The 26773-nt window shown below is 69.4% G+C and carries 25 protein-coding genes; 12 read left to right on the forward strand and 13 right to left on the reverse strand.

Annotated elements, in window-relative coordinates; genetic code table 11:
* Window positions 1-26: 26 nt before the first annotated feature.
* The gene (locus ACWIGI_RS32200; RefSeq protein ID WP_454206709.1) at window positions 27-1592 is read right to left on the reverse strand and encodes an alkaline phosphatase D family protein; all 1566 of its coding nucleotides are present in this window, start codon (window positions 1590-1592) and stop codon (window positions 27-29) included.
* 143 nt (window positions 1593-1735) lie between these two features.
* On the opposite strand from ACWIGI_RS32200, the gene ACWIGI_RS32205 reads away from it, so the two are divergent.
* Entirely contained in the window at window positions 1736-2284 is a 549-nt protein-coding gene (locus ACWIGI_RS32205) for an NADAR family protein (RefSeq protein ID WP_454206711.1), read from the forward strand.
* Window positions 2285-2296: 12 nt separating this feature from the next.
* Here ACWIGI_RS32205 and ACWIGI_RS32210 read toward each other — a convergent pair whose 3' ends face one another.
* Window positions 2297-3133, reverse strand: coding sequence for a helix-turn-helix transcriptional regulator (locus ACWIGI_RS32210; RefSeq protein ID WP_454206712.1), 837 nt, complete (start codon window positions 3131-3133; stop codon window positions 2297-2299).
* 86 nt (window positions 3134-3219) lie between these two features.
* On the opposite strand from ACWIGI_RS32210, the gene ACWIGI_RS32215 reads away from it, so the two are divergent.
* Window positions 3220-3966, forward strand: coding sequence for an SDR family oxidoreductase (locus ACWIGI_RS32215; RefSeq protein WP_454206714.1), 747 nt, complete (start codon window positions 3220-3222; stop codon window positions 3964-3966).
* 152 nt (window positions 3967-4118) lie between these two features.
* Complete coding sequence (locus tag ACWIGI_RS32220) at window positions 4119-5543, forward strand: flavin monoamine oxidase family protein (RefSeq protein WP_454206716.1); 1425 nt, start codon at window positions 4119-4121, stop codon at window positions 5541-5543.
* Window positions 5544-5647: 104 nt separating this feature from the next.
* On the opposite strand, the gene ACWIGI_RS32225 is transcribed toward ACWIGI_RS32220, so the two are convergent.
* The 3 genes from ACWIGI_RS32225 to ACWIGI_RS32235 form a co-directional block, all read right to left on the reverse strand.
* Window positions 5648-6169, reverse strand: coding sequence for a L,D-transpeptidase (locus ACWIGI_RS32225; protein WP_454206718.1), 522 nt, complete (start codon window positions 6167-6169; stop codon window positions 5648-5650).
* Window positions 6170-6374: 205 nt separating this feature from the next.
* Entirely contained in the window at window positions 6375-6911 is a 537-nt protein-coding gene (locus ACWIGI_RS32230; protein ID WP_454206720.1) for an NUDIX domain-containing protein, read from the reverse strand.
* Window positions 6912-6956: 45 nt separating this feature from the next.
* Complete coding sequence (locus tag ACWIGI_RS32235; RefSeq protein ID WP_454206722.1) at window positions 6957-7868, reverse strand: helix-turn-helix domain-containing protein; 912 nt, start codon at window positions 7866-7868, stop codon at window positions 6957-6959.
* A gap of 207 nt (window positions 7869-8075) precedes the next feature.
* On the opposite strand from ACWIGI_RS32235, the gene cysD reads away from it, so the two are divergent.
* The 5 genes from cysD (at window position 8076) to ACWIGI_RS32260 (ending at window position 14088) form a co-directional block, all read left to right on the forward strand.
* Window positions 8076-8981, forward strand: a complete 906-nt coding sequence (gene cysD, locus ACWIGI_RS32240) for a sulfate adenylyltransferase subunit CysD (RefSeq protein ID WP_454206724.1) — start codon at window positions 8076-8078, stop codon at window positions 8979-8981.
* On the forward strand, window positions 8981-10879 hold the full coding sequence (cysC, locus tag ACWIGI_RS32245; RefSeq protein ID WP_454206726.1) for an adenylyl-sulfate kinase: 1899 nt from the start codon (window positions 8981-8983) through the stop codon (window positions 10877-10879). Before cysD ends, cysC begins: the two co-directional genes overlap by 1 nt.
* A gap of 6 nt (window positions 10880-10885) precedes the next feature.
* A complete protein-coding gene (locus ACWIGI_RS32250; RefSeq protein ID WP_454206728.1) occupies window positions 10886-12088 on the forward strand; it encodes a hypothetical protein in 1203 nt (400 codons plus the stop codon).
* Window positions 12085-12879 carry an SDR family oxidoreductase gene (locus tag ACWIGI_RS32255; protein ID WP_454206730.1) on the forward strand — a complete coding sequence of 265 codons (795 nt, stop codon included), beginning with the start codon at window positions 12085-12087 and terminating at the stop codon, window positions 12877-12879. The genes ACWIGI_RS32250 and ACWIGI_RS32255 overlap by 4 nt, the downstream gene beginning before the upstream one ends.
* A gap of 72 nt (window positions 12880-12951) precedes the next feature.
* Window positions 12952-14088 (forward strand): sulfotransferase family protein, encoded by a 1137-nt coding sequence (locus ACWIGI_RS32260; protein ID WP_454206732.1) that lies wholly within the window; start codon window positions 12952-12954, stop codon window positions 14086-14088.
* Window positions 14089-14480: 392 nt separating this feature from the next.
* Here the strand turns inward: ACWIGI_RS32260 and ACWIGI_RS32265 are convergent, their stop codons facing one another.
* From ACWIGI_RS32265 to ACWIGI_RS32290, 6 genes are all read right to left on the reverse strand, one after another.
* Entirely contained in the window at window positions 14481-15437 is a 957-nt protein-coding gene (locus ACWIGI_RS32265) for an acyl-CoA desaturase (protein WP_454206734.1), read from the reverse strand.
* Window positions 15434-17002, reverse strand: coding sequence for a peroxidase family protein (locus ACWIGI_RS32270; protein WP_454206736.1), 1569 nt, complete (start codon window positions 17000-17002; stop codon window positions 15434-15436). The genes ACWIGI_RS32265 and ACWIGI_RS32270 overlap by 4 nt, the downstream gene beginning before the upstream one ends.
* Window positions 17003-17084: 82 nt before the next feature.
* Window positions 17085-18488: a glutamate decarboxylase gene (locus ACWIGI_RS32275; RefSeq protein ID WP_454206738.1), complete on the reverse strand. Its 1404-nt coding sequence runs from the start codon at window positions 18486-18488 to the stop codon at window positions 17085-17087.
* Window positions 18489-19038: 550 nt separating this feature from the next.
* Window positions 19039-20118 (reverse strand): hypothetical protein, encoded by a 1080-nt coding sequence (locus tag ACWIGI_RS32280; RefSeq protein ID WP_454206740.1) that lies wholly within the window; start codon window positions 20116-20118, stop codon window positions 19039-19041.
* Window positions 20115-21035, reverse strand: coding sequence for a hypothetical protein (locus ACWIGI_RS32285; protein WP_454206742.1), 921 nt, complete (start codon window positions 21033-21035; stop codon window positions 20115-20117). The genes ACWIGI_RS32280 and ACWIGI_RS32285 overlap by 4 nt, the downstream gene beginning before the upstream one ends.
* A 144-nt stretch (window positions 21036-21179) precedes the next feature.
* Window positions 21180-21827 (reverse strand): TetR/AcrR family transcriptional regulator, encoded by a 648-nt coding sequence (locus ACWIGI_RS32290; RefSeq protein WP_454206743.1) that lies wholly within the window; start codon window positions 21825-21827, stop codon window positions 21180-21182.
* A gap of 122 nt (window positions 21828-21949) precedes the next feature.
* On the opposite strand from ACWIGI_RS32290, the gene ACWIGI_RS32295 reads away from it, so the two are divergent.
* The 3 genes from ACWIGI_RS32295 to ACWIGI_RS32305 are packed head-to-tail and all read left to right on the forward strand — an operon-like array spanning window position 21950 to window position 24347.
* Window positions 21950-23101, forward strand: coding sequence for an acyl-CoA dehydrogenase family protein (locus ACWIGI_RS32295; RefSeq protein ID WP_454206745.1), 1152 nt, complete (start codon window positions 21950-21952; stop codon window positions 23099-23101).
* Between the two features lie 26 nt (window positions 23102-23127).
* Window positions 23128-23880 (forward strand): 3-oxoacyl-ACP reductase FabG, encoded by a 753-nt coding sequence (fabG, locus tag ACWIGI_RS32300; protein WP_454206747.1) that lies wholly within the window; start codon window positions 23128-23130, stop codon window positions 23878-23880.
* Window positions 23881-23894: 14 nt separating this feature from the next.
* Window positions 23895-24347, forward strand: a complete 453-nt coding sequence (locus tag ACWIGI_RS32305) for a MaoC family dehydratase (protein WP_454206749.1) — start codon at window positions 23895-23897, stop codon at window positions 24345-24347.
* Window positions 24348-24414: 67 nt separating this feature from the next.
* Here the strand turns inward: ACWIGI_RS32305 and ACWIGI_RS32310 are convergent, their stop codons facing one another.
* Window positions 24415-25098 carry a YdcF family protein gene (locus ACWIGI_RS32310; RefSeq protein WP_454206751.1) on the reverse strand — a complete coding sequence of 228 codons (684 nt, stop codon included), beginning with the start codon at window positions 25096-25098 and terminating at the stop codon, window positions 24415-24417.
* 219 nt (window positions 25099-25317) lie between these two features.
* Between ACWIGI_RS32310 and ACWIGI_RS32315 the strand changes: the two genes are divergently transcribed.
* A complete protein-coding gene (locus ACWIGI_RS32315) occupies window positions 25318-25593 on the forward strand; it encodes an Lrp/AsnC family transcriptional regulator (protein WP_454206753.1) in 276 nt (91 codons plus the stop codon).
* A gap of 87 nt (window positions 25594-25680) precedes the next feature.
* Here ACWIGI_RS32315 and trpD read toward each other — a convergent pair whose 3' ends face one another.
* Complete coding sequence (gene trpD / locus ACWIGI_RS32320; protein WP_454206755.1) at window positions 25681-26736, reverse strand: anthranilate phosphoribosyltransferase; 1056 nt, start codon at window positions 26734-26736, stop codon at window positions 25681-25683.
* Between the last annotated feature and the right edge of the window lie 37 nt (window positions 26737-26773).

A 26773-nucleotide genomic window follows, 5' to 3' on the forward strand; every position in this document is an offset into this window, starting at 1 on the left:
ATTGTGCTCGCGGTTGGCGCGGCGTCTCAGTGAGCGGGGGCCAGACGCTGTGTGAACAGCACGTTTCCGGTTGCGTCGCACAGGTTTACTGTGAGTTCGCTGGACTTGCCGTCGATGGTGACTTCGCCGAAATGCTGATAGGCGCCGTCGAGCGGGGAGGTGTTCTGGACCGGCGGCGCGTGCACGAAAACGGCCTCGGGGCCGAAGGTCCCGTCCAGATCGTTGGGGCCGAACGCGCCGGCGTTGAGCGGGCCCGAGACGAACTCCCAGAACTCGTCGAAATCACCGAACGCGGCGCGGGCGGGCGAGTAGTGGTGCGCGGCGGTGTAGTGCACGTCCGCGGTGAGCCAGACGACGTTGCGCACCTTGTCGGACTTGATGGCGCGCAGCACCGTGGCGATCTCGGTCTCGCGGCCCGCGGGTGCGCCCGGATCGCCGTTGGCCGGACCTTCGAACGCGGTGTTCCCGTCCTTGACGGCCAGGCCGAGGGGCAGGTCGTTGGCGATGATCTTCCAGGTGGCCCGGGAGTCCCGCAGTCCCTCGGTGAGCCAGCGGGTCTGGGCCGCCCCGAGGATCGTGCCCGCGGGGCCGCGGTTCGCGCCGTTGAGGTCCTTGTAGGTGCGCATGTCGAGCACGAAGACGTCCAGCAGCGGGCCGTAGGAGATCTTGCGGTAGAGGCGGCCGTCGGCGGCCTCCTTCGGCTCCACCGGCATCCATTCGTGGAACGCCCGCCAGGACCGGGCGGCCAGGGTGTCCATGCTCCGCTCGGTGTATCCCTTGCCCTCGGCGATCTGCCCGCCGGGCGACCAGTTGTTGACGGTCTCGTGGTCGTCCCACTGCACGAGCTGGGCGACGGCGGCGTTGAAGCGGAGGTAGTTGGCGTCGGTGAGGTTGTAGGCGTAGTTGCCGCGGAACTGGTCCAGGGTCTGGGCGACCGCGCTCTTGGCCTCGGAGACGGTGTTGCGCCAGATCCGGCCGTCGGGCAGGGTCACCGATTCCGCGAGCGGGCCGTCGGCGTAGATGGAGTCGCCGGAGTGCAGGAACAGGTGCGGGTCGCGGGCGGCCATGGCGGCGAAGATCTTCATGCCGCCCAGATCCGGATTGATGCCGTAGCCCTGGCCCGCGACATCGCCGGACCACAGCAGCCTGATGTCGGCGGGCGCCGCGGGCGCGGTACGGAAGACGCCGGTGACCGGTTCGGACACCGCGCCGTCCTCGGCTTCGAGGGTGACGCGGTAGTGCACCTGCTGTCCGGCGGGCAGGCCGTTCACCCGGACCCGGCCGGTGCCGTCGGTGTCGGGGGTCAGCAGTCCGCCCTCGAAACGCGCGGCGTCCCTGAAGGATTCGGTGGCGGCGGTTTCGACGATCAGGGTGGCGGGGCGGTCCGCGCGGGCCCAGATCAGCGCGCCGTCGCTGCGCGGGTCGCCGACCGCGACGCCGTGCGTCAGGCGCGGGCGCTCGCGCACCAGGGCCGGGCCGCTGTTCGAGGAACAGGCTGCCAGGGCGGGCGCGACCAGCAGGCCGGCGGCGGAGGCGCGCAACAGGGTGCGGCGGGAGAGACCGAATTCGCGTGCGGGGGGAAGCGAGGCCATGCGCCGACCATTACGCAGTGAACTCAACACCGGTTGAACTCTGCCGTGCGGGCCGGCGAATGCTCGGCAACGGCGCGGCGTGCCCGCGGGGCGGCCGAATATCATGCGGCGCGCGGCGGTTCGGGTCGGCTAGTCTCGGCGGCGTGGACAGAGCGCAGCTGACGGCGGATATCGCGGCCGGAGAATCCCCGGAGTTCCTTTTCTTCTGGGGGCACACGCGCACTCCCGGGCACTCGGTGGGCAAGTGGGTGCTGAGCCAGTGGTGGCCGGTGGAGTTCACCGTGGACGGGCAGCGCTACGGCAGCGCCGAGCATTTCATGATGGGGGAGAAGGCCCGGCTGTTCGGCGACGAGGAGATGCGCGCCAGGGTGCTCGCGAGCGAGACGCCCGCCGATGCCAAGCGGATCGGGCGCGCGGTACGCGGATTCGATCAGGACGCCTGGGTGGCGCACCGGTACGACATCGTGCTGCGGGGCAGTATCGCCAAGTTCGGCCAGCACCCGGAACTGCGGGACTTCCTGCTGGCGACCGGTGACAAGGTGCTGGTGGAAGCGGCTCCGCGCGACACCATCTGGGGGATCGGGCTGGGGGCGGAGAACCCGGACGCGGCCCGTCCCGAGCGGTGGCGCGGGGAGAACCTGCTGGGGTTCGCGCTGATGGACGCGCGGGAGACGCTGGTCTCCGCGGCCTAGTCCGGGCGCGGGTCAGCGGCGGGGCGTGTCCAGGTCCGCGGTGAGGGTGGCGAAGACCGCGGCCGTGGGGGAGCCGGGGGCCGGGCAGTAGACGATGATGCGCTGGTCGGTGTCGGCGACGTGCAGGACCTGGCAGTCGAAGTCGAGGGGGCCCAGGGCCGGATGGTCGATGTGCTTGGCGTGACCGCGCCGGACCTCGACGTCGTGGGCGTCCCACATCCGCGCGAAACGGGGTGCGGTGCCCAGTAATTCGGTGACCAGGGCGGTCAGGGCCGGATTGCCCGGATAGCGGGCGCAGGCCGCGCGCAGATCGGCGACCGTGGAGTGCGCGAAGCGGACGATGGCGTCGTTCGCCCACAGCGGGTGATCGGCTTGGACGGCGAACATCCAGCGCACCATGTTGCGTTCGTGGTCCGGGACCGAGCCGAGATCGCCGATGAACGGAACGGCCCGTGCGTTCCAGGCCAGGATCTCGTAGGTGGCGTCCACCACGTAGGCGGGCGTCGCCAGGGAGTCGAGGATCACCCGGACCGATTGCGGGACGGTGCGATTCGGTCCGGCGATCGCCGGTGGGTTCTCCCCGCCCAGTCGGAACAGGTACTCGCGCTCGTCGGCGGTGAGCAGCAGGGCCCGGCCCAGCGCGGACAGCACCTGGCGCGAGGGTTTCGCGCCGCGGGCCTGCTCCATGCGGATGTAGTAGTCCACCGAGATGCCGGCCAGCTGGGCGACCTCCTGGCGGCGCAATCCCGGTGCGCGCCGGTTGATTCCGGCGGGCAGTCCGACATCGGCCGGGGTCAGCCGGTTCCGCCGGGAGCGCAGGAAGGACGCGAGTTCGGTGCGGTCGGCCATGGTTCCAGTCTCCGGCATCGGCGGACGCGGTGGGTGGTACTGACTGGTCCTCCCCGGCGCGCGCGGGCGGTGCCACGGTGAATCGCATGACGACAGCACTCATCACCGGGGCCAACCGCGGCATCGGTTTCGAAACCGCCCGCCTGCTCGCCGAGCGGGGCATGACCGTCCTGGTGGGGGCCCGCGACGAAGAACGCGGCCGGACCGCCACCGAGAAACTGAAAGCCGAGGGCGCGCAAGCACATTCGGTGCAGCTCGACGTGACCGACGCCGAATCCGTCGAGCGGGCCGCGGCCCGGATCGACGCCGAGTTCGGCTCGCTCGACGTACTGATCAACAACGCCGGAATCCTGGGCGGCTTCGACGTGGACGGCAAACCCTCCAACACGCAGGTGGCCACACTGGTGCGGACGCTGGAGACGAACGTGTTCGGCGTGGTCCGGGTGACCAACGCGCTGCTGCCGCTGCTGCGCCGGGCGCCGGCCGCGCGCATCGTGAACGTCTCCAGCGAGGTCGGGTCCATCACCGGCGCGCTCGATACGAACGGGCCGATGTGGCCCATGGTGGGCATCAACTACCCGATGTCCAAGGCCGCGCTCAACATGGTGACCGCGCAGTACGCCAAGGAACTCTGGGACACCCCGATCAAGGTGAACGCGGCCAATCCGGGCTACTGCGCCACGGAGTTCAACGGCAACACCGGTTTCCGGTCCGCGGCCCAGGGCGCCGAACCGTCGGTGTATCTGGCGACCCTGCCCGCCGACGGGCCGTCCGGTGAGCTGTGGGGCTACCTGTGGGGTGGCGACACCGAGTACGGGCGGCTGCCCTGGTGACGGTTAACGAGAATGTGATCGGCGGGAAACGGACATAGTTGGTCAATTGACCAGTATTAAGTACTGGTCGGGCATACCCTTGCGACCCGGCTCGGATCGGCGGAAGGATGCCCGTGAATATTGGCCGCAGAACAGTGCTCAGAGGTCCGGCGATGGCCGCCGCGGCCGCGATGGCGGGGCCGGCGGCGGCACGCGCGACACCCGGCGCCCCCGGGGCGAACCGGGACGCCGAGGTGATCGTGGTCGGGGCCGGACTGTCCGGGTTGGCGGCGGCCAAGGCGCTGCGCGCGGCCGGTCAGCGGGTCCTGGTCCTCGAGGCCCGCGATCGGGCGGGCGGGCGCGTCTTCAACGCCACCACGCGCGGCGGCATCCCCGTCGACGGCGGTGCGGAGTTCCTCGGTCCCACCCAGGACCGCATCGCCGCCCTCGCCGCGGAATACGGGGTGGCCACGCTGCCCACCTACAACCAGGGCGAATCGCTGTTCGCGATCAACGGTGCGCTGCACCGGGTTCCGGCCGCGATACCGGTGCCCGCCCTGCCCGGCACCGTCGAGACCGCGCTGGCCATGGCCCGCATCGACGCCACCGCTGTCGGATTCCCGGTCGGGGAGCCGTGGCGGCATCCCGACGCCGCGTACCTGGACTCGATCACCTGGCAGGACTGGATCGACGCCAACGCCCGAACCTACGAGGGCAGACTGTTTCTGGCGCTGGCGCAGACCGCGCCGCTGTCGGTGCGGCCGCACGAGTTGTCGGCCCTGTTCATGATGAACTACTTCGCCGCCTCCGGAAACGAAAGCAACCCGGGCACTTTCGCCCGGCTGCTCAGCGTGGAAGGCGGCGCGCAGGAGCGGTTCTTCGACGGCGGCGCGGCACTGGTGCCCTTGCGCATGGCCGAATCCTTCTCGGACGCCATCGTTTACGGTGCGCCGGTACGGGCCATCGAGCAGGGCGCGGGCGGCGCCGCGGTGTTCACCGATCGCGGCGTCTTCCGCGCCGCCAAGGTGGTGGTCGCCATGTCGCCGGCCATCAGCGGGCGGATCGACTACCGCCCGGGACTGCCGACCGAGCGGATCGAGCTCATCGGGGGCTACACGATGGGCCGGATCGCCAAGTTCCTCGCGGTGTACGAGCGGCCCTTCTGGCGCGAGGACGGGCTCACCGGCCAGGTCGTCGGCGACGGTACGCCCATCGACGTGACCTACGAGAGCTACGGCGGTGGGCACCACGTACTCATGGGCTTCATCTCCGCGGACGCCATGGCGGACCTGGACGCCCGGCCCGATCGCGACCTGGTCGAAACCGGTCTGGACAGCTTCGTGCGGTACTTCGGGCCCAAGGCCCGGACCGAGGTCGTGGACTACGGATTCAAGAAGTGGGACAACGATCCCTACTCCTGGGGCGGCCCCACGGCCACCACGCGACCGGGCATCCTCACCCGCGTCGGCCCGGCGCTGCGCGAACCGGTCGGCGACATCCACTGGGCGGGTACCGAAACCGCGGATTACTGGCAGGGGTACATGGACGGGGCGATCCGCAGCGGCGAGCGTGCGGCTCGGGAGATCCTGGCGCTGTGATCACTCGCGCGGGGCGGGCCGATCGATCGCGAACGGCTCGGAAACCACGAATGCAACCCTGGCGGAACGGATTCCGCCGGGGGTGCATTGTCCGGGGCGCGGCGTCAGTTGACCACTTCGATGATGTCGCCCGGATTCACGTGGTGGTACAGCCTTTCGGCGCCCTCGGGCACCATGCGGATACAGCCGTGCGACTGCTCCTCGATCGGGCCGATGTGGGTGGCGATGTCGCCGTTGAAGAAGACCGCCCAGAGCATGTCGGCGTGATGCATGGTGCTCCAGTGGTACTCCTTCTTGAAGGCCACCCTGAAGACGCCGGGCGGGGTCTCGTAGCCGGGCCGCCCGTGTGAGATCGGGGTCGGGCCGTAGGTGACCTTGCCGTCCTCCATGAGCCAGGCCTGGTTCTGCGACAGGCTCATGCAGACCCGGGCGCCGGCCGTGGTGCACGGCGCGAAGACCGGAGCCGGGGGCGGCGGCGGAATGATCGCGGGGACGCCGGGAATATCCGGCCCGCCGGGCCACAGCGGTTCGGCCTGCGCCGGGGCCGCCATCAGGACGGCGGCCGAGGCGATCCCGGCGAGGATCGCCGTGCGGGCGATGGGTCTATGAAAAGGATTGCCGCTCATAGTGTGTGAACCTCGCTCATCCCGGGCGCACGTGTGCGCGGCGGTGACCTGGTGATCGGGTCACCTGGTGGTCAATGCAAAGGAACTATCACCGCATCTTAAACGGGAATTGCGAACATTCGGGCGGAATCGACATCCTGGATGATCGGCCCGGATACAGCCCCTGACCGGGCGGTCGGTGACTATGCCGAACCGTGATCGGAACTCAATACGCGGGGTTGTCGCGCTCGTGTAAAAGCAGCAGCAGATACGCCGCGATGGTCTGGGAATCGACGATGACGCCATTCGCGATCATCGCTTCCACGTCCGCCCGGGAGAACCACGCGGCCCGCATGTCCTGTTCGGAGGGCTCGCGTTCGGGCTCGCCCGCGGTCAGTCCGCCGGCGAGCACCACGTGGCCGTAGTGATTGCTGGTGCCGGGTGCGGGGGCGATCTTGCCCAGCAGGGTGAGATGCGCTGCGCGCAAACCGGTTTCCTCGCGCAGCTCCTGCCGGGCGGCGGCGATGGGATCGAAGGGCGTGCCGGGCACCGTGCCGCCGGGGAACTCCCAGCCGCGCCGGCGCAGGGGGTATCGGAACTGTTCCACCAGGTGGAATCGGTCGCCGTCGCGCGGGATGACGATGGCGAAGTGCGCTTTGTCGATGTAGGCGTACAGGCCGTCGCCGTCCGGGCGGCGAATGATGTCCTCGTGCAGCGTGATCCAGGGATTGGAGTAGATCTCCCGCGATGAGATGGGTTCCATCGCGCCATCCTGCCGCACCGGGCGCGCACGCCGGGGCGCGGCAGGTCAGGGCCGCAGGCTCGCGGTGATCGACTCCGCGGCGGTGACGGTGGCCGCGGCCAGTTCGCGCAGCGCCGCGGCGGGCAGGTGGGTGTCGGGGCAGCTCACGACCGAGGCGATGACCGTGCCGTCCGGGCCGAAGATCGGGGCGGCCACCGACACCACGGCGTTGTTCTCGCCCAGTTCGTCGGGCAGGTAGTCGATGGTGATGAGTTCGGTGATCATGGCGCTGAGCCGGTGTCGCAGCGGATCGGTGACGGGGGAGTGCCGCAGCGCGGACAGCGCCTCGAGCATCGGCGCGGAATCGTCGGCCAGGCGCTCGACCGAATAGCCGCGCGAGGCGATGGCGTCCAGGACCGCGGCCAGCCGTTCGCGATGGGCCGGGTCGGCGGTGGCGAGCCAGGCGCGGCGTTCGGATTCCGGTGCCCAGGCGATGAATTCGCGGCACACGGGCGGGGCGAAGGGAATGCGCCTGGCGTGCCGGATCCAGGGCACGGACGGGGTGCCGATGATCTCGGTGACGGCGATGGTGTCGCGTTCGCGTTCGGCGAGGAAGACCGGGACGCCGCGGTCGGCGGCCAGTGCGCGCAGGGCGTCGGCGGCCGTGCGGCGCAGCGGGAACGCCGCCTCGGCGCGCCGGGCGACCGTCATCAGGCCCAGGCCGAGGGCGTAGTTGCCGTCCGCGTCGCGGACCGTCCAGCCCTCGGCGGTCAGCTGGGTCAGCACCGCGTGCGCGGTGGCCCGGGACATGCCGGTGGCCCGGACGATGCGGGCGAGCGAAAGCTGTTCGGCCGCATGGCGGGACAGCAGTTCCACGGTCTGCACGACCCGGCGGGTGGGCGGGGAGGCGGCGCTCTGTTCACCGGGCGCGGCGAGCGCGGGATCGCCGAGCGTGGCGGTGGCGGGGCTGTCGGTCACGGCGTCCTCTTCGGTGCGCTGCGGGCGGGCGGCGAGACACCCGCGCCGGGTAAATCGGCGCGGGGTATTGACCGGTACCGGTCAACCGACCTATCGTCGGTGTCACATTATCGAACGATAGCGTCGAATATTCGACACCGCAAGTCCCGAGCGCAACGGCTCTCGGACACGGCGGGGACGGATCGGCGCGGCGAGTGAGTGAAGCGAATGCGCGCGGGATACGAGCTGACGCACCTGGACGCCCTGGAGGCGGAATCGGTGCACATCATCCGGGAGGTGGCCGCCACCTTCGAACGGCCGGTACTGCTGTTCTCGGGCGGTAAGGACTCGGCGGTCATGCTGGAACTGGCGCGGCGGGCCTTCTGGCCCGCGCCGCTGCCGTTCCCGCTCATGCACATCGACACCGGCCGCAACTTCGACGAGGTGATCGACTTCCGCGATCGCACCGTCGCCCGGCTCGGGGCGCAGCTGCTGGTCGGCAGCGTGCAGGACGACATCGACGCCGGCCGGGTCACCGAGAAGGCGGGGGAGACCCGCAATCGGCTGCAGACCGCCACGCTGCTGCGCGCCATCCGGGAGAACCGCTTCGACGCGGTCTTCGGCGGCGCGCGCCGGGACGAGGAGAAGGCCCGCGCCAAGGAACGGGTCTTCAGCTTCCGCGACGAATACGGCGCGTGGGATCCGCGGGCGCAGCGCCCGGAGGTGTGGAACCTCTACAACGGCAGGCACAACCGGGGCGAGCACATTCGTGTGTTCCCGCTCTCGAACTGGACCGAACTCGACATCTGGGAGTACATCGACCGCGCCGAGGTGGCGCTGCCGTCGCTGTACTACGCGCACCGGCGGCTCGTGCTCGAACGCGACGGAATGCTGTTGGCGGACAACAGATTCATCACCCCCGCCGCCGGCGAACCACTGTTCGAGAACACCGTGCGCTTCCGCACCCTCGGCGACGCCGACTGCACCGGCTGCGTGGAATCCACCGCCGCCACCCCCGCCGAGGTGATCGCCGAAACCGCCGTCACCCGGCTCACCGAACGCGGCGCCACCCGCGCCGACGACCGCATCTCGGACTCCGGCATGGAGGATCGCAAGCGAGAGGGCTACTTCTGATGCGCCGCAACCTTTTGCGCCTGGCCACCGCGGGCAGCGTCGACGACGGCAAGTCCACCCTCATCGGACGCCTGCTGTACGACTCCAAGGCGCTGTTCACCGATCAGCTCGACGCCATCGAGCGGGTCAGCCTGGGCCGCGGCAGCGGGCAGCCGGACCTGGCGCTGGTCACCGACGGGCTGCGCGCCGAACGCGAGCAGGGCATCACCATCGATGTCGCCTACCGCTACTTCACCACTCCGCGCAGGAAATTCGTCATCGCGGACACCCCCGGGCACGTGCAGTACACCCGCAACATGGTGACCGGCGCGTCCACCGCGGATCTGGCGCTCATCCTGGTCGACGCGCGCAAGGGCGTCTCCGAGCAGACGCGGCGGCACGCCTTCCTGTCCTCGCTGCTGGGGGTGGGGCACCTGGTGCTGTGCGTGAACAAGATGGACCTGGTCGACTGGTCCGAGGAACGATTCGAGGAAATCCGTTCCGAGTTCGCCGATTTCGCCACCAAACTCGACGTCGGCGACCTGAGCTTCCTGCCGGTGTCCGCGCTCACCGGGGACAACGTGGTCGAATCCTCCACGCACACACCGTGGTACGCCGGGCCGCCGCTGCTGCGGCACCTGGAGGAGGTGCACATCGCCTCCGACCGCAATCTCATCGACGCGCGGTTGCCCGTGCAGTACGTCATCCGCCCGCACGGGGAGAGCGAACGCTCCTACGCCGGCACCATCGCCGGCGGGATCTTCAAGCCCGGTGACGAGGTCGTGGTGCTGCCCTCGGGGCGCAGCAGCCACGTCGCGCAGATCTGGGCGCCGGGCGGCGGCAAGGTCGAGGAGGCGTACGCCGGCATGGCGGTCTCGCTCACCCTCGAGGACGACATCGACGTCGGACGCGGCGACATGCTCGCCCGGCCCGGCAACCAGCCGCACCAGGACCGCGAACTCGACGCCATGGTGTGCTGGTTCTCCGACACCACGCAGCTGCGCGCCGGGAACGACTACAGCCTGCGCACCGCCACCCAGTCGACCAAGGTGCGGGTCACCGACCTCGACTACCGCCTGGACGTGAACACCCTGCACCGGCAGACCGAGGCGGAACAGCTGGGGCTCAACGACATCGGGCGCCTGACGTTGCACAGCCGCCAGCCGGTCATGTTCGACGCCTACCGCGACAACCGCGCCACCGGCAGCTTCATCCTGGTCGACGACGCCACCAACCAGACGGTGGCGGCGGGCATGATCACCGGGCGCACCCCGGGCAAGATCGAGACCAGCAGCGATCGCGGGCATCGCACCAGCGGACGGCGCCCGCGCCCGAACCTGGTGTGGCACAACTCCAAGGTCGATCGCGGGCAGCGCCTGAGCGCGGGCGCGACCATCTGGCTCACCGGGCTCTCGGGCTCAGGCAAGTCCACCATCGCCGTGGAACTCGAGCGCCAGCTCATCGCGTCCGGGCGGCCCGCGTACCTGCTCGACGGCGACAACCTGCGGCACGGGCTGACCAGCAACCTCGGCTTCACCGACGAGGACCGGCGCGAGAACATCCGGCGGGTGGCCGAGGTCGCGGCGCTGTTCGCCGACGCGGGCACCGTCGCCATCGTCTCGCTCATCAGCCCCTTCCGGGAACAGCGGCGCGACGCGCGAAAGCTGCACGACGACAAGCGATTGCCGTTCTTCGAGGTGTTCGTGGACACCCCGCTGAGCGAGTGCGAGCTGCGCGATCCCAAGGGGCTGTACAAGCGCGCCCGCGCGGGCGAACTGCGTGAGTTCACCGGGATCGACTCACCGTACGAGCGGCCCGAATACGCCGAACTCACCATCACCCCGCAGGCCGGGACCCCCGTCGACATCGCCCAATTGATCCGCCGCGAACTAGGCGGACTCTCCGAGAGGAATGGCTGAGGCCAGATGCCACAACCCGATATCGAACAGGCCGAACTGCCGCTGACCGAGCCCTTCCTGGCCGCGGTCGCGGAAGCCGAGAAGCTCATCGCGGCAGCGGAATTCATCCGCGACGAGCACGACCTCGCCGAGGGCTACGACTACCTGCAGGGCAGTATCGCCGCGGTGCTGCAGCTCTCGCGCGCGCACGGCACCTCGCACCCGTACTTCGTGTCCTCCACCGGGCCCTACGCCAAGATGGGCCTGGACAACCCGGACACGCTGTACTACCACGCCAACGTGGAACCCGGCGCGGAGTACCTGCTCACCGGCGTGCGCGGCAGCACCGTCGACCTGAGTTTCCAGGTGCTCAAGGGCGATTACACCGCCACCGACGTGCCGGGCGGGCAGGACGCGTTCGACGATCGCCGCCTCGACATCGCCGCGGACGGCAGCTACCAGTTGCGGTTCGGGCCGCCCAAGGAGAATCCGGAGCCGAACTACTTCGTGCTCGGCGAGGGCGCGTCCATGCTCGCGGTGCGCGAGGTGTACGGGGACTGGCTGTCCGAGCGCAAGGGCACCATTCGCATCGAACGGGTCGACACCGTCGGCACCGCGCCGGCCGAACCCGACGTGACCCAGCTGCGCAAGCGCTACCGGGCCGCCGGGCGCATGCTGCTGACCCGCGTGCACACCTGGTTCAACTTCCCCAAGTGGTTCTACCTGGATCTGCCGGTCAACACCCTGACCGAACCCCGGCTCACCCCGGGCGGACTGAGCACCCAGTACTCCTCGGTCGGGCACTACGACCTCGCCGACGACCAGGCGCTGATCATCACGGTGCCGGCATCGCAGGCGCCGTACCTGGGTTTCCAGCTCGGCAGCCGCTGGTACATCTCGCTGGACTACGTGAACCACCAGACCAGCCTCAATCACGCACAGGCGCAGGTGGATCCGGACGGGCTCGTCCGACTGGTGGTGTCGGCGCGCAACCCCGGCATCGCCAACTGGGTCGAGACCACCGGACGCCGCCGCGGGATCCTCCAGTTCCGCTGGCAGCGCGTCGATTCCCCGGTCACCCCGGACCAGGGCCCCACCTTCGAACTGGTGCCCTTCGACAAGGTGGCCGAACGGCTGCCGCACTTCGCACACAATCGGATCGACGACGCGGGCTGGCGCGACCGAATCGCCGCCCGTCAGCGTGGTTTCGCGGAAAGGATGCTGGGATGAGCCGGCTCGAAACAGGACTGCTCGCGGGCAAGGTCGTCGTGGTCAGCGGCGTGGGCCCGGGGCTCGGGCGGTCCATCTGCCTCAAGGCCGCTGCGGCCGGGGCCAAGGTCGTGCTCGCCGCGCGGACCGAGTCGCGGTTGAAGGAGGTCGCGGCCGAGGTCGAGGCCGCCGGCGGCGAAACCCTCAGCGTGGTCACCGATATCACCGACGCCGACGCCGTCGCGAACCTGGTGGCGCGCACGCTCGAGGCGTTCGGGCGGGTGGACGTGCTGGTGAACAACGCGTTCTCGGTACCGTCCATGAAGCCGCTCGCGCGCACCGACTACGCGCAGATCACCACCAGTCTCGACCTCACCGTGCTCGGAAACCTGCGCATGACACAGGCTTTCACCGAGGCGCTGACCGAGACCCAGGGCAACGTGGTCATGATCAACTCGGCGGTGCTGCGGCACTCCGAGCCGCGCTACGGCAGCTACAAGGTCTCCAAGTCGGCGCTGCTGGCGCTCTCGCAGACCCTGGCCACCGAGCTCGGTGAGAAGGGAATCCGGGTCAACAGCGTTGCCCCGGGCTACATTTGGACCGATCAGCTCAAGTGGTACTTCGGGGAGATCGCCAAGAAGTACGGGATCACCGAGGAACAGGTGTACCAGCAGACCGCGTCCAAATCCGATCTCAAGCGGCTGCCGCTGCCGGACGAGATCGCGCAGACCGTCGTGTTCCTGGCCTCGCCCTGGGCCAACGCCATCACCGGCCAGACCATCGACGTGAACTGCGGCGAATACCACGTCTGACCAAGCTTTTCCGGGGGTCACGGCAGGTGCTCGAGCCTGTCGCGGCCCCCGGCCCGAAAAGGAGTTACCTGAATGAGCGCACGCACCACCGTCGGCACCGTCGAGGATCTGCACGCCTCGGCCACCCGGGTCTGCGGCCTCGAGGATTTCGGCGGCGACGACCACCTCGAGGGTCTGGGCGTCCTGCTGGAGTCCTACCAGCGCGACGCCGGGCTCACCGAACTCGGCTCCAAGATGAGCCGGTACTTCCTGCGCGGGGCCCTGGTCGCCCGCGCGCTGAGCGAGGCGTCCTGGAAAGCCAACCCGGCCTACGCCGACACCCCGGTCCAGCGGCCGATTTTCGTGACCGGCCTGCCGCGCACCGGCACCACCGCCCTGCACCGGCTGCTCGCGGCCGACCCGCACCATCAGGCGCTGGAGATGTGGCTCGCCGAACTGCCGCAGCCGCGACCGCCGCGCGAGACGTGGTCCGACAACCCGATCTACCAGCGCATCGACGCCGGGTTCGCCCAGCACCGGGTGGAGAACCCGGACTTCATGGGGCTGCACTACATGAGCGCCTCCGACGTGGAGGAATGCTGGCAGCTGCTGCGCCAGACGGTGAAGTCGATCTCGTACGAGACGCTGGCCTACCTGCCGACCTACTCGCAGTGGCTGCGCAAGCAGGACTGGACCGACGCCTACGCCCGGCACCGGAAGAACCTGCAGCTCATCGGACTCGGCGACAACCGCCGCTGGGTGCTCAAGAACCCCAGCCACCTGTTCGCCCTGGACGCGCTGATGGCGGCGTACCCCGACGCGCTGATCATCCAGACCCACCGCGACCCGGTCACCATCGTCGGGTCCGCGTGCAGCCTGGCCGATCACGCCGCCCGCGGCTGGTCCGACACCTTCGTCGGTGACACGATCGGCGAGACCCAGCTCGAGCTGTGGTCCCGCGGCCTGCGCGAGTTCACCACCGCCCGAGCGCGATACAACCCGGACCAGTTCCTCGACATCGAGTTCGACGACCTGCGCGCCGACCCGATGGGGACGGTGGACCGGATCTACACCGCGTTCGGCCTGGAGTTCGACGAGCCCGCCCGGGCGGCCATGACCGCCCTCGACGAGGAGAGCAAGAGCGGCGACCGCAAACCCGCGCATCGCTACTCGCTCGCCGACTACGGGCTGACCGAGGACCGGGTGCGCGCGGAGTTCGGGATCTCCTGAGGGACAACGCTGTAGGACGGCGGGCCCGGGTCGGTCGCGACCCGGGCCCCGGTTCGTGCCGCCCGCCGTGTCGGGACGCCGGCTCCCGTGCCGGGAGCCCGGTGCGGCGGTGACGCCGACGGCGAGGGCGCTCGGTGGAACCACAGGTGACAGCGGGCCCTCCGTCGCTCGTCACAGCTGCGCGTCGTGGAGGACGTCCCGGCGATGCGGCTGAGCGTGCAGCGCTGTCCGCGGCTGCCGGCGGCCCGCCGGAACGCACTGCGCGGGATCCAGCCCGATGACACCGTATGCGTTGCCGCACCGCGGTTCCGGAGGCGCCGCTCACGACCGGAGAAGCTCCTCCCGTGAGGTCTCGGAGGTCGACCCGGGTCGCTCGTGGTTCCGGGGGCGGGCTAGGCGGGCCGGGGGTCGTCGTGGTGCGCGGCGGCCGGCCAATGCACGTCGTAGGCCCAGCCCAGGCGTTCGAACACCCGGATCAGGGCCGCCGTCGGATCGTGCTGGCCGGGCAGGCCGCCGTGGCGGGCGCTGGTGGGATTGGCGTGGTGCAGGTTGTGCCAGCCTTCGCCGAAGGTGAGGAACGCTATCCAGCGCACATCCCTGGACTGGTCCGCGCCGCGGGTCGGGTAGTGCCGGTCGCCGAACGCGTGGCAGATCGAATTGACGGACCAGGTGATGTGATGCACCAGGGCGTAGCGCACGAGCCCGGCCCACAGGAACGCGGTGATCGCGCCGTGCCAGCTCGCGGTCGCCAGGGCGCCCAGCGCCGCGGGCAGCAGCAGCGAGGCCGCGGCGATCAGCGGGTAGCAGCGGTCGATCCGGCGCAGGATCGGGTCGGCCAGCAGATCGGGGACGTAGCGTTCGCGGTCGGCCCGGCTCGGCGCGGTCGCGAACCAGCCGACCTGGGCGTGGAACAGCCCGCGCAGCAACGCCTTCCGGCTCGTACCGAACCGCCAGGGCGAGTGCGGATCGCCGGGCGCGTCGGAGTAGCGATGGTGGCGGCGATGCTCGGCCGCCCACAGCGTTACGGGTCCCTCGAGGGCGATGCCGCCCGCCAGCGCGAGCGCCACCTTCAGCGGCCCGCGCGCGGTGAACGACCGATGGGTGAAGCACCGGTGATAGCCGGCGGTGATACCGAAAATGGCCACGGCATACAGGATTCCGCCGAGCGCGAGATCCAGCCACGACGGGCCCCACCCGTAGCGCAGGGCCACCGGAACCGCGGCGAGCAGCACCAGCGGCGGCGCGATCACCAGGGTGATCAGGGCCAGGATCCGGTGGCCCGCGTCGATCGGCACGGTGTCTGCCGGGCGGGCCTGCCGGGCCGGGGCGCGCCGGAACCGCGGGCTCATCGCGGCGCGCTCCGGCCGAGCGTGACCAGGTACGTGCCGCTGTCCTCGGGGATGTTCCGCGCGAGGATCTCGGAGAACGAATGGGTCGAGGCGATGACGGCCATACCCTCGGGCGAGAACGTCTCCGGCGTGAACAGCCGGGGTGAGAGCAGCGGGTGGTTCAGGAGCTCGGAGAAGGCCGCCACGACGAACATCCGCCCCATCAGGCGGCCCCACAGCGCACCGGTCGCGGGCTCCTCGGCCGCCTGACCGACGTAGTAGTCGATGTCGTCGATCGCGCGATAGCGTTCCCGCAGACCGGATATGACGGCGCTGTCGCTGGATATCTGCCGCCAGTCCGTCACCCGCTGCAATCCGGCGAATTCACGATAGTCGTTGTAGGACGCCATTTTCAGGGCTCGTCCCATCGCGATGGTCGATTCCTCGGTCGGCAGCAGCGACTCGTGCGTGTTGAGCAAACCCAGCCTGCCCGCCGGTTGCGTCGAGAGGTCCTGGAACAGCGGCCCGAGCCCGCGGGACTCGACCAGTTTCGAATTCGCCAGCGTGTCGGACACGGGCACGGTCGTGCCGTCGATGACGTATTCGGACGGAATCATGCTGTGCCAGCGATAGGACATGCTGTATTCGACGGTGACCCAATTCGGTTGAATCCACGGCCCCCGATAGGTGCGCTTCGGATCGAGCGAGAACCGGAAGTGGAACGGCGTGAGATGGTTGACATAGTCTTCCAGCGCGACCCGGGTCATCAGCACGATGATGACATTGCGGGTGGTTTGGAAGACGCGTTCGTCGTCCCAATCCCGGTGTGCCGCCGCGATGATTCCGGCGATGCGGTTGTGCTCGCGCACGAACAGGGTCGCGAACATCTGCGTGCCGATGGTGGAATTGGAGCCGTCGCCGCCGAGGGCGTACAGCGAATCGCGCTTCTCGAACGGAATGCGCTCGAAGCGAACCGGTTCCACCGACGCGAATTCCGGCTTGATCCGCCCGCCCTCGCACAGCAGCGGCGGGAACTCCGCGTCGCCGACCCAGCGGCTCAGCAGCCGCCCGCCCTCGAAGGCGCGCAGGGCGTTGCTGATCTCCTCGGTGTGCCCGTAGAGCGGGCGGGCGTCCACCACGTGGGTCGAATCGATGCGCCGGGGATCGGGATCGTTGCCGCGGTGCAGGAATCCGTCGGTGAACCACTGCGACCACGCGGGGAGCAGGGCGCTCGAGCGTTCGGCGGTGATGGTCGGGCCCGAGCGCCGGAACAACTCGACGGTCTCGGCGACCGTCGGCAGACCCGGCCGCTCGGTGTCCACCGGCGGCAACTGCCGTCCGATGTAGGTCCGATCGGTCAGCGACGGCCAGCTGGTGTAGGAATCGCGGGCGCTCAGCGGCTCGGGCCGGGTCGGCAGATTCCGCATCGCGATCTGGGTGAGCTGACTGTTCAACTGACGCTGCACCGGGGTGATGCGGTTGACCGCGTTCCAGACCGGGCCGTAATGCGACAACACGTGCGCGGCGAGCCGCGCGGGCCGGCCGTCGCGGGACATGTCACGCCCGGACGTGATAGCACTGCACATGGGACATCCCTCGAAACGTAACGGGTGTGGAGCCGGACCTACGGTGCCCGGCAACAGGTTTCACGCGGCCGCACGGGCCGGGCTAGGCGGCCGAACAGTCGCCGCCGGAGTCCGGAATCACGGCGGCGCGGCTCGCGCGGCCGCCGCCGATCAGGAACTCGACCTCGCGCCGGATGTCCGTCAGGAGCATGTCGGCGACGGCCCTGCTGAAACCGTTGCGGATGACGAACCTGGCCACCGCGATGTGTTCCAGAGCGGGCGGCAACGTGTAGGTGGGCGCCTGCCAGCCGCGCACCCGCAGCCGATCGGACAGCTCGGCGACGGTGAACGTCCGCTCGTGGTCGGGGTGCACCCGCACGGTGAGGATGGGCAGGTGCTCGCCACCCGAGACGACCTGCAGACCCTCGATGCCGGCCACCTGCTCGGCGAGGTGGCGCGTGACGTCCACGCAGGTCTGCTGCACCGCCCGATAGCCGCCGAAACCCAGGCGCAGGAAGTTGTAGTACTGGGCGATGACCGGTGCGCCCGAGCGGGAGAAGCTCAGCGTGTACGTTTCCACGTTGCCGCCCAGCAGATCACAGTCCAGCACGAGATCCTCCGGCAGCGCGGACGGTTCCTGCCAGACGATCCAGCCCACGCCGGGGAACACCAGGCCGAACTTGTGCCCCGAGGCGTTGATCGACTGCACCCGCGGTAAACGGAAGTCCCACACCAGATCCGGTTCCAGGAACGGCGTGATGAAGCCGCCGATCGCGGCGTCCACGTGGATGGGGATGTCCAGGCCCGTGCGCCGGTGCAACTCGTCCAGTTCCGCCGACATCCGCGCGATCGGATCGAGCTTGCCGACCTGCGTCGACCCGAGCACGCCGATCACACCGATGGTGTTCTCGTCGCAGTACTCCGGCAGTCGCGCGGGGTCCAGGGTGTAGGTGCCCTCCTCGATCGGTATCCAGCGCGGTTCGACGTCCCAGTACCGGCAGAACTTGGGCCAGCAGGTGTGCACCGCCGTGGACAGCGCCAGATTCGGCCGCTCGATCGACAGGCCCCGCGCCCGCCGGCGTTCGCGCCAGGTGAATTTCATGGCCAGCCCGCCCAGCATCGCGGCCTCGCTGGAACCGCTGGTCGAACAGCCCACGCTGATGCCGTCGGGGTCGCGCCACAGGTTGTCGAGGATGTTGACGCAGCGCGCCTCCATGTCGGCGGTCTGCGGGTACTGATCGTGATCGACGATGTTCCGGTCCAGGGTCTCCGCGATGAGTTCGCGGGCCTGCGGTTCCATCCACGTCGTGCAGAACGTCGCCATGTTGAGCCGTGCGTTGCCGTCGAGAATGAGCTCGTCGCGAATGAGCGCCGCGGCGGCTTCGGGTGACATCGGGTGGTCGGGAAGCGTGAATTTCGGTACCCCGCCGGGCGGAACCAGGCCGCTGTACAGGGGGTTGATTTCGACCGATTCACTCCAGCGGTCCGATTGCACATGGGTAAGCATCGTTCACGCACCTTCTCAGCGCGGGCATGGCGAAGAAAGCGAAGCGCTGATCTTTGGGGACAAGAGCTGTCGAGATTGTCGAGCCGTTCGGCGGAATTCGGATAATTCACCCACGGGGCCGCGTCACCGATTATTCGTTGCCCCGCTGGGCAATTGGTGGCGGCGCCGGAGCGTAATCCCCGCCGCGCGAGCCGCGAAACGCATCGCTCGCACTCGTCATGAATCCGCAGGAGTTTCTTTTCATCGACTGCAGTGCGCGGGAGATGCGACGGCGCGGCAAGCTGAGCGAGAATCCCTGAAAGTCACAGGGACGGGGGAGTATTGGGGTTTGATGGCTACAACTTCGATGGCTATATCGGAGCAATCGTTCCTGTAGCAAGGTTAGCAGTCGCCGAGTCGGCGCGGCAATAGAACGGCCGAGACCACGCCCCGAATCATGTTCCGCCGCAAACACGCCGATAAGACCGGTGCGCGCCGGGAATTTATCGCACTCGGGCCCGGAGGCGAATCGCCTCCGGGCCCGCGAGATCGGGTGAGCGCGCCGGCGGACTCAGTGCATCGTCGCGACCCGCCGCAGCCGCTCCATGGTCGCGGCGTCCGGGTGGTCCGGCAGGAGGTAGCGCGGTGGGTGCAGGCCCGGGACGGGCTTCGGCTGCACGATGCCGATGACCAATTCCAGTGGAACGCCGATGTTCCGCGAGAAGTCACCGTCCGGATCGATCACCACCACCTGATCCACGATGGGCATCAGCGTCGCGTCGCCGTCGACCCAGGACGCCACGGTGAGGGCGGTGCCGTCCGTGCGCGCCCCCGCGATCACATCGGCCACCAGCCAGTTGTCGTCGCCGTCCGCGCGCAGGGCGCGCAGGCGCTCGGCCTGCTGCTGATAGCAGGTCGCGGTGAAGCGGGCCGAAGCCCGCTCCAGCGCAGCGAATTCGGGCGCTTCGAAGCCGGCCTGGTAGGGCACCAGCCTGCCGCGGTCGCAGACGTACGGCAGCGGAGACAGCGGCCGCGCGGCGCTCTCGTACCGCCGCTCGATCTCTTCCCACAGCAGCGTCCCGCGGCCCTTCATGCCGAGACCCAGCACGAGCGTGCCCTCGGCGGGCATGAACACCAGGGTGTCCGGGCCCAGGATGTCGCACACCTGCTCGTACCAGCCCTCGAGCATCGGGAGGGAGGCCGCGAAATCACCGGGCTCCCCGGACAGATCGAGCAGTTCGGGCTTGCCGGTGCCCGCGGGCCGGTCGTCCAGGGCGGCCCCGGTGGCGCCCTCCATGTTGCGGTAGGCCGCGGCGAAAGCCTGCTCGGCGGTGATTCCCCAGTGCCGCAGCAGGGCCGGGACCACGTAGCTGCCCAGGAGTTCGGGAAAGACGTAGCCGTGCGCGCCGGGCAGATCGATCATCACGTACCGATCGATGAGGGGCGACACCAGCGGCAGCGAGATCGGCGTGTAGTCCCCGATGTCCAGGCCCAGCCCCGCGATGATGCGCCGGCGTTTGTGCACCGACTCGTCACCGAAGCCCGCGCGCCGGATCACCGGACGCAGCAGGTGCGCGACGTCGTCGAGTTCCGGCACCGGGGTGTGCGTGATGCCCGATGGTGTGTGCTGCTGTCCGAGAGAGTGATTCATCGCGCGTTCCGCCAGAGTTCGATGAGCTTGCCGGTGTCCGCGGTGTGCGTCCGGATCGTCTTGGACCGGAGGTCGGCGTCGAATCGCAGCGGGCGCAGGTCCGGACCCCGGCCGGTGGACGGTCCGGTGGCGCCGAGTCGCTCGTACTCGCCGGGTTGCCACCAGAACAGGTGCGGCAGCAGGCGGTGCTCGGCGGATGCCGTGTACCGCTTGACGATCCAGTCGAGCAGGCCCAGCGTCTCCGCGACATCGGTCACCGGGGCGATCGGGTACACCACGACCACCTCGGGCGCCGGGAACGCGACCAGCGCGCCGAGCCGGGCGGCGGCCGTATCCACGAGCCGGGTCAGCACGTGCGCGTGGGCGCCGACGTAGCGGTGGTCGGCCTCGAGCGCCAGCACCGTGACCGGACCGTAGGTGTGCTCGAGAACCCGGACGTGGTCCTCCGCCAGGGAGTTCCGAATGGCCGCCCCGAAAACGAGGTTCGCGTTCCGGCCTTTCAACTCCGAACGGTTCAGCGGCCGGATCTGGTCGGGGAGGTCTATCACCACCGTCTCCTTCAGGCCCGGCGCCAGCTGCCGGGTCAGCAACGAGTCGCCGAGCCGGATGCGCCGATCGCCGTGCTGCATGACCTGGTCCATGTACTCGTCGGTGTGCAGCCGGATGCGCAGGTTCGCGTCGGCCGGATCGGCGGTCGCGAACATCAGCGTGGCCTGGTGGGCGTAGCTTGCCGCGGCAGCCGCGAGCCCGCCCTCCGCGTTCGCGTCGATGTACTGGAACCAGCGCTCGACCGGGAGATCGAGGCGGTCGCCGTCCGGTGCGGTGACCCCGATCGCCGTCGGATTCTCGAGGACTCCCCGATAGCCCCGAGACTCCAGCGCGTCGAGCAGGGTCGATATATAGATGTTGTGCGCCAAGGTGTTCCTTGCGATCCGGCGGAAAATACGTGAAGCGGGAGCGGATCCCCTCCACCGAGCACCCTACGTGCGCGCGCACCGGCCTGCCACAAAAAGCAATACATAACCGGTGGGTAGGTTGACCGTCGGCCGTGGGGCGCGGTGTTACGAAAGGCGTTCGGCGGGGGGCGTTTCCGGGGGATAGCGCAGGGCCAGGCCGTCGACGAAGGAGGTCAGGGCCAACTCGAAGCTGTCGGAATCTATTTCGTCGGCCTTGGCGCGCAGGCGGTGGGCCTGGTCCAGGTGGGGATAGCGGTCGCGGTAGAGGTGGGCGTCGTCGCTGAAGCCGCGGGAGAAGGAGCCCAGGGTCGCGCCCATCACCAGGTAGCGGGTCGCGGCGCCGATCAGGGTGGCCTCGCGCGGGGGCCAGCCGGCGGTGACCAGGCCGCCGTGGACCGCGTCGGCGGCGCGCAGGTTCTCCTCGCGGGTGCCGGGGCCGGTGGCCAGGTAGGGGACGAAATTGGGGTGGGCCGCCAGGGCTGCGCGGTAGGAGCGGGCCCAGGAGGTCAGGCCGTGCCGCCAATCGCCGGTCGCGAAGGCCGAGGTGTCCACCCGGGCCATGATGCCGCGGGCGATGTCGTCGAGGAGATCGTCCTTGGTGGGGTAGTGGCCGTAGAGGGAGGCGGCCTGGACGGTCAGCTCGGCGGCCAGGCGGCGCATCGACAGTTCGGGGAGGCCGTCACGGTCGATCAGGGTGAGCGCGGCGGCGCGGATGCGGTCGCGGCTCAGCAGCGGGACCCTCGGTCTGGCCATGGGGGACACCTCCCTCTTCGCGGGTGCACGGCGGGTTGTGCCGGGAGCCTTGAAAAACCGAACAGCGTTAGGATAGCTTCGTGGCGTAAACCTAACAACGTTCGGTTAGGAGCTTCTCGCCGATGGATTTCGAGCTCGACGACGCGCAGCGGCAATTGCGCGACCTGGCCCGCGCCTGGGTGGAGAAGGAGGTCGTGCCCTACGCCGCCGCCTGGGATCGGGCGGAATCGGTGGACACCGCCATCGTCGGAAAGCTCGGGGCGATGGGGTTTCTCGGCATCGAGATCCCCGAGGAGTACGGCGGATCCGGCGGAACCGCGCTGGACTACTGCCTGCTGCTCGAGGAACTCGGCGTCGGCGACAGCTCGGTGCGCGGGATCGTGTCGGTCTCGCTCGGGCTGGTGGCCAAGACCATCAAGACCTACGGCACCGAGGCGCAGAAGCGAGAGTGGTTGCCGCGCCTGTGCTCCGGGACCGCGCTGGGCTGCTTCGGGCTCACCGAACCCGGCACCGGCTCGGACGCGAGCAGCCTGATCACCCGGGCCGAACGCGACGGTGACGACTGGCTGCTCACCGGCACCAAGATCTTCATCACCAACGGCACCTGGGCCGACGTCGCCCTGATCTTCGCGCGCACCGGCGGACCCGGTCCCCGGGGCGTGAGCGCGTTCCTGGTGCCTACGGCCGCACCGGGATTCACCCGCACCGAGATCAAGGGCAAACTCGGGCTGCGCGGGCAGGCCACGGCCGAGCTGGTTCTGGACGGCGTCCGGGTGCCGGACTCCGCGCGCCTCGGCGCCGAGGGCCAGGGCTTCAAGATCGCCATGGCGGCGCTGGACAAGGGCCGCATGGGCGTGGCCGCCGGCTGCGTCGGCGTCGCGCGCGGCTGCCTGGAAGCGTCGGTGAAATACGCGACCGAGCGCGAGCAGTTCGGCAAACCCATCGCCTCCTACCAGCTGGTCCAGGAACTGCTGGCCGACATCGCGGTGGAGGTCGAGGCGGCGCGGCTGCTGGCCTGGCGGGTCGCCGACCTCGTCGAACGCGGCAAACCGTTCGGCACCGAGGCCTCGGTCGCCAAACTCTTCGCCAGCGAAGCCGCGGTCAAGGCCGCCAACAACGCCATTCAGGTGTTCGGCGGCTACGGCTACATCGACGAGTACCCGGTCGCCAAGTACCTGCGCGACGCCCGCGTACTGACCCTCTACGAGGGCACCAGCCAGATTCAGAAACTGCTCATCGGCCGCGCGCTGACCGGCGTCAACGCCATCGTCTGAAACCCTTCCGCGACAAGGAGATACCCATGAGTCCCAAGGTAGCGTTCGTCACCGGCGCGGCCCGCGGCATCGGCGCGGCCACCGCCGCCCGCCTGGCCGCCGACGGCTTCACCGTCGCCATCGCCGACCTCGACGAGGCCGCCTGCAAGGGCGCCGTGGACGCCATCGCGGCCCAGGGCGGCGCCGCGATCGCGGTGGGCTGCAACGTCACCGACGAAGCCTCGGTCGACGCGGCCTTCGAACGCGTTGTCGCCGAACTGGGTTCGGTCGACGCGCTGGTCAACAACGCGGGCGTGCTGCGTGACAATCTGCTGTTCAAGATGTCCGTGGACGACTGGGACACCGTCATGTCCGTGCACCTGCGCGGCGCCTTCCTGTGCAGCCGGGCCGCCCAGCGCTACATGGTGAAGCAGAAGTCCGGCAAGATCGTGAACACCTCCAGCGTGTCCGCCCTCGGCAGCCGGGGCCAGGCCAACTACTCCGCGGCCAAGATGGGCATCCAGGGCTTCACCCGCACCCTCGCCATCGAACTCGGGCCGTACGGCATCAACGTCAACGCCGTCGCGCCGGGCTTCATCGTCACCGACATGACCGACGCCACCGCCGCCCGCGTCGGCGTCGACCCGGAGGTCTTCCGGGCGCAGGCCGCCGAGATCACCCCGCTGCGCCGCGTCGGCAAGCCCGAGGACATCGCGAACGTGGTGTCCTTCCTGGTGTCCCCGGACGCCTCCTTCGTCACCGGCCAGACCATCTACGTCGACGGCGGCCGCCGCATCTGAGAAGGGCTCGCCCCATGATCGACTTCACGTCCTTCGACCAGCTGCGCGCCGCCGTCGGCACGGAAATCGGTGTGAGCGAATGGATTTCCATCGACCAGGACCGCATCGACCGGTTCGCCGAGGCCACCGGCGACCACCAGTGGATCCACGTCGACGCCGAGCGTGCGGCCGCCGGCCCGTACGGGCGCACCATCGCGCACGGCTTCCTGACGCTCTCGCTCATCGTGCCGATGACCGCGCAGGTGATGCGGGTCGGCTCCGCCCGCATGGCGATCAACTACGGGCTCGACAAGGTCCGGTTCATCAACCCGGTGCCGGTCGGCAGCCGCATCCGCGGCCGCGTGAAACTCGCGGCTGCACAGGATATTCCGGGCGGGGTGCAGATCGAGCGCACCGTCACCGTCGAGATCGACGGCGAGGCCAAGCCCGCGTGTGTGGCCGCGGCGATAGCCCGGTTCCTGGAGTGAGTGGCGAAGGCCCGCCCACCGAAACGGTGGACGGGCCTTCGTTGTCGATACCTCGCGCACCCGCGCCTCAGCGCGGCGCCTCGCCGGGGCCGAAGGGCTGGGCCGAGAGCGGGGTGTGATCCGGGGTCATGGTCGCGACCACCGAGATGCCCGCGGCACGGAAATTGGTGAGCGCGCGGGCGATGTGGTCGCCGGAGGTGATCAGGATGGCCGCGTGCGCGCCGATCGCCTCCATGACCTTGGCCGAGAACGCCGCGTTCTGCACCGTCGAATTCGCCTGGGTCTCACTGTGAATGCGCACCGGGTCGATGCCGCGCCCGATCAGCCAGTCCGCCATCGCCTGCGCCTCGGTGCGGCCGGCCTGCGGATTACCGCCGGTCACGATGACCGGGGAATGGGGCGAGAGCAGCGCCGAGACGTATCCGGCGTACAGCCGGTTGATCAGTTCCGGCCGCATCTCACCGTCCGGCAGCAGACCGTAGCCCAGCACCACGATCGCGGTGGTCGGGCTCAGCGCGGTCGGCAGATCCTGACCGGGCAGCTGCAGCGTGGTCACCGAGTCGATCATCTTGATCACATCGGTGCTGATGCTCGCTACCGGATCGGGAACGGGGTCGGGCGCGGCATGCGCCGGTACGGCGGCGGCGATGGCCGCGACCGTGGCACCCGCGAGCAAGGTCCGCGCGGCCAGGCGCGCGGTGCGGCGAGTGATGTTTCGAAGGACCGGAACGGCCGGAATCAGATCTAGCATCGAAAACCCCCTGCGTAGCCCCAAGGTGACTACTGGTCGGTTCACATTTCGATCCATGATCACCCAAAACGGGCGTAGCGGACGCGGATTCGCGGAATCAAGCCCCAGGTTTCCCCAGCGTGCACCGGGGGTTACAGATAGCTCGGCGTACGCGGGGAACGGGCCGGACCGCACGCGGTGCGGCACCGCGCCGACACCGCCATCGCCTAAAGTGGTCCCATGATTACCGCGATCGTGCTGATCCACGCAGAATCCGACCGCATCCCCGAGACCGCCCAGGCGCTGGCCGACATCGACGGCGTCGCCGAGGTGTACTCCTGCGCGGGCGACGTGGACCTGATCGGCATCGTGCGCGTGCGCGACCACCAGCAGATCGCCGAGGTCGTGACCGGGCACATCAACAAGACCCCGGGCGTGGTGCGGACCGCGACGCACATCGCGTTCAAGTCCTACTCGAGCATCGACGTCGAGGCGGGCTTCTCGATCGGCGAATGATCCGCCGCGCCCGAAACCGGGTGCGCGAGGCGGACACCGGTGGCCCGCCGCCCGGTGCCGCCGCGTCCGCGACGACACCGCTCGCGGCTACTCCGAGCCGAGCTTGTTCGTCAGCTCCGCCCAGCGCTCGAGCAGTTCGCCGGCCCGGCCCGAATCGACCGTCGCCGCAACCCGTTCCAGGGCCGCGCCGAGCCGGTCGTGCAGATCCTCGCCGACCTGATCGGCGGTGAGCTCGAAGGCCACCACCGCGGCCGCCGAGTTCAGCAGCACCGCATCGCGCACCGGACCGGCCGCGCCGGCCAGGAAATTCCGGGCGATCTCCGCGTTCAGGGTGGCGTCCCCGCCCTTGAGCGCCTCGGGGGCGACCCGCTCGATACCGAGTTTCGTGGGATCGATGGTGGTTTCGGCCCGCCGGCCGCCCGCGACGACCCAGGCGTCGGTGGTGTCGGCGGTGGTGATCTCGTCCAGGCCATCGTTACCCCGGACCACCAGGGCGGACGCGCCGCGCTCGGCGAACGCGCCGGCGATCACCGGCAGCAGATCCGCGAAGGCGCAGCCGATCAGACCCGCGCCCGGCTGGGCCGGATTGGTCAGCGGGCCCAGGATATTGAAGACCGTCGGGATGCCGATCTCCGCGCGCGCGGGACCCGCGAAACGCAGCGACGGATGGAACACCGGGGCGAAACAGAAGCCGATGCCGACCTCGCGCACACTCGTGGCAACCGACTCCGGGCCCAGGGCGATCTTCACCCCGAGCGCCTCGAGCACGTCCGCGCCGCCGCTCTTGGAGGAGGCCGCGCGGTTGCCGTGCTTGACCACCGGAATGCCGGTGGCCGCCACCACGATCGAGGACATGGTCGAGATGTTCACCGTGCCGGAGCGATCACCGCCGGTGCCCACGATGTCGACCGCGGCGCCGTCGACCTCGACCCGGCGCGCGTGCGCGAGCATGCCCGCGGCCAGACCGCTCAGCTCGACCGGGGTCGGGCCCTTCATCTTCATGGCGACGCCGAACGCCGCGATCTGCGCGGAGGTGGCGCTATCGGTGAAGATCTCGTTCATCGCCCACGCGGCCTCGTCCGCGGCCAGATCGTTGCCATCGGTGAGGATGCCGAGGATTTCTCGCCAGCTGCGCGCGCTCATTGCTCATCTCTTCCGTCGCCGGTGATGTCCGTACACC

Source organism: Nocardia sp. NPDC055321, from assembly GCF_053645575.1.